This window comes from Mangrovicoccus sp. HB161399, from assembly GCF_013184745.1.
Classification (GTDB): Bacteria; Pseudomonadota; Alphaproteobacteria; order Rhodobacterales; family Rhodobacteraceae; genus Mangrovicoccus.
The window spans coordinates 1-3,395 of record NZ_JAATVU010000172.1; the positions used below are offsets into that span (position 1 = coordinate 1).

1 protein-coding gene and 1 pseudogene are annotated in these 3,395 nt (G+C 58.5%); one reads left to right on the top strand and one right to left on the bottom strand.

Going from position 1 to position 3,395, the window contains the following annotated elements:
- Positions 1-138: 138 nt before the first annotated feature.
- Entirely contained in the window at positions 139-1,521 is a 1,383-nt protein-coding gene (locus tag HCC78_RS31815; protein WP_172332706.1) for an NAD(P)/FAD-dependent oxidoreductase, read from the bottom strand.
- A 352-nt stretch (positions 1,522-1,873) separates the two neighbouring features.
- Between HCC78_RS31815 and HCC78_RS31820 the strand changes: the two are divergent.
- Positions 1,874-2,977: pseudogene (locus HCC78_RS31820) on the top strand (IS5 family transposase).
- The last annotated feature ends 418 nt before the right edge of the window (positions 2,978-3,395 follow it).

Here is a 3,395-nt window from a genome sequence, read left to right on the forward strand (position 1 = left end):
TGAAACCACTATTCCCGGTCGCCAACCCATTGCTTTCATTATGCGCGGGGAGGCGCGACTCGCCGAAATCGCAATTTAGCTGTCGAACTCCGGGGGTAACTGCAAGCCGGGAGCACCGCTTACACCCGATCATGAGGTCTAGGGCGGAACGTTTGATTTCCGCAGCCTCGTGGCCGCCTCCGTCAAGATAGCGCGCGTGCTCTCTATGACGAGCGCAGAGACTGGAAGATAGGCAAACCGTCCCTGCCTACCCACGGGAATAATCCCGAACGTCTCGATCCGCCCAATTGCATCACTAATTTTTGCCCCACAACCCTTCCGATAGAATGGATAAGCATCTTCGAGGATGTCGAAATCATGCAGCACGAGATCTTTCGAAAAGATTCCCATCTGCGCCACGTCTCTACAGAAGTTTCTGAAAGCCGCCAGAGCGTCTCTTGACCCATCACTGGCCAGTGGAATCTCGACGGAGAAGTACTCCCGTTCCTTCGCCTTGCCATAGATTCGCGAGTAGATCGTCAGACGCTTCCACTCACCGAGTCGGTGAAAGTTGAAAAGTACGTTTCCCTCAAAGCCCTCGATCTGCGACACACTGATGAAGAGCGTCAGAAGGTCAATCTTTTCCAGCCCCGTGGCTTCGCCAAGCGCTAGCTGACACATGCTTTCAAGCGTGATCGCGCCCACGACATTTCGCGCCACGATGTCGCCGTGTGTCGTCTTCACCCTGAATTCCCGGTTCTCCCGCGCCAACTCCAATACTCTGGCTCCTAGTCGGAAACTTACCCCCTTGTTTTCGAGTTGCGTCCTGATCGCGCCATAGAGCGCTCCGAACCCATCTCTAGGCCGCACTCGGAGTGGATAGGTTCGTTGCGGCAAAGTCGAGCGACCCCGCAATAGGCGCCACATTGTTCTTGCCATCGCCGGAATTCGGGTCCCCTCGAGGATGAAGTTCATGCGCTTTTCGCAAAACAGGATATCGATTTCCGATGCCGGCGCATGATGAAATCGCGCAATGTAATATTTGAGACCGGAATATTCGTAGATTACATGCCCCAGCCGAGACAAGCAGAAGGCCTCGGCACTCTCCTGGCCTGACGCATGCAAACGACGAGTAAGCAATGAAGAAATTCCGCGTAGTTGCAACAAGAGAGGCCAAGTTAAAAATTCACTGGCTGCGAAAGGATAATGGCGAACGGTGCCGTCCGGTGCGATCCGCCCCTGCTTGCGAAGGACCGGCTGGCAGGTCTCAAGTATTCCGTCGAACATATCGAACATTGGATGAGTGGGTTCAAAGAAGACGCTGCCCGAATCGAAGGTGTACGGGCCTATATTACGGGACCTGTGGCTACCGCCGCATTCTTCAGCGCGATCGACCATGACTACCGACAGCCCGGACCTCTGAAGCTCGTAGGCTGCGGTCAATCCGGCAATACCACAACCCAGAACAACCACATCGCATTTGCTTTCGCAGAGAGTGTCAACTGGAATGGCCCTGACCGGAGGCCGAACGTCGTTCAACATGACCTCCAAAATGGGCAGCCAATTTGATGAAATAGCGGCATAACTTCTGCACCTGCACGGAGATCGACAAGCCAGGGCAATCGCATTTTGAACTGACAGGTCATGCAGAAGAGAAAAAGCGCTCCTTCAACATGATTTGCATGACGAGAAAGCGTGGTTCGTTTTGTATGCGTTCTCTGTCCGGTCTTCCTGAATTCCAAACGCGATGGCGCTGTGCGACAAACGTCGCTCAACGGCATCTACCAATCAAGCTGATTCATGTGGAGCCTCGGTAGAATTATGCCGGAAGGGCTTTGTTGCGCAAATGCGGCTTGGGATTCACGTTGCGAATCCAGCATGATAGCTGGGCGCCATGAGCAGACCGGCGAAGACGACCTACAAGACCACCAACTGGCAAGCGTATAACCAGGCGCTGAGGCAGCGCGGCTCGCTGACCGTCTGGTTCGATCCCGAGATGCAATGGGACGCGGTGCCGTCCGGGCGTCGCGGCCGACAGCAGGCGTACAGCGAATGAGGAGGATCAGGAATTGATCCGGTGGATCAATTCCCCGACGAATGCGATCCAGGCCTGTCTCACCCTCAAGGTCCTGCTCGGCCTGCCGCTCCGCCAGACGACAGGGTTCGTGGCGAGCCTGCTGGAGCTGTCCGGGCTCGGCTGGGTCGTGCCGGATTTCAGCACCCTGTCCCGGCGCCAGAGTGAGGCGGGACCGTGGCGCCAGTGGCGCCGCGCAAGCCCTTCGAACATTGGACGTCACCATCCCGTATCGCGGTCCCAAGGGTCCGCTGCACTTGCTCGTGGACAGCACCGGCATCAAGGTCGAGGGCGAAGGGTGCGGAGCGACCGTGGCCCCGGTGGGGCCGCGAAAGCGCGCAGCACGGCACAGCCGCAAACATGGCGGCTCCAAGCGCCGGGTCTGGCGCAAGATCCACATCGGCATAGACGAGGAAACATTGGAGATGCGGGCGGTCGAGGTCACCTCCAGCAATGTCGGCGACGCTCCGATGCTGCCGGAGCTGCTCGCCCAGATCCCGGCGGACGAGGAGATCGCCACCATCACGGCCGACGGCGCCTACGACACGCGCGCCTGCCATGATGCCATCGCCGCCCGCGGCGCGGCGGCGGTTCGTCGGGCAAAAGGTCCCCCAGACCTTTTGCTCATCCTCCTCACTTCCGACCCGCCGCAACGCCAGGCCCTGGAAGCCGGACACGGCGGGAGCTCGCGCGCGAAACGAGATCCTGCGGGCATCGAAGCACTTGGGCCGGGCGCTCTGGCGGAACTGGAGCGGGTACCACCGCCGCAGCAGGGTGGAAACGAAGATGAACTGCGTGAAGCAGCTCGGCCAGCGGCTGATGTCACGGGACTTCGACCGCCAGGTTGCCGAAGTCCAGATCCGGGTGGCGGTTCTCAACCGCTTCACGGCACTTGGCATCCCGATGACGGTGGCCGCAGGATAAGTGTGTCCGGGGAAAGGGGAACTCTGGCCGCTAGCTGATTTGCGCAACAGCGCCTGCGCCGTCACTACACAGATCGCAGTGCTTGTCAGCGAGACGTCCAAACCAATATAAACTTCCATGTCGTTGCCCTCATCATTTACCTGATAGGGGCGCGCTTCACGGCACGACCCCGTTGACACGCCACTGACGTGCCAAAGGGCAACGACACCTTAACTCCACCCGGCGATCAACTCACAACGGTGGCCGTCCGCGCCAAGCCCCATTACGGCATCTGATCAGGCGTCACCAACTTTCGCGCATATCTCAAACCGTTCTGCTTGCCGCACTATTTCAGCAGCCTGTTCTCATGATCGCTGTCAACCCTTTGTTTCAACGCAATTCCCCCGACAGGGCCGGGTGCAAGCTTTTGAAGATGCGC

Excerpts from the sequence above, each read along its gene's own strand:
- HCC78_RS31815 (WP_172332706.1), bottom strand. The coding sequence starts at position 1,521 with ATGTTGAACGACGTTCGGCCTCCGGTCAGGGCCATTCCAGTTGACACT.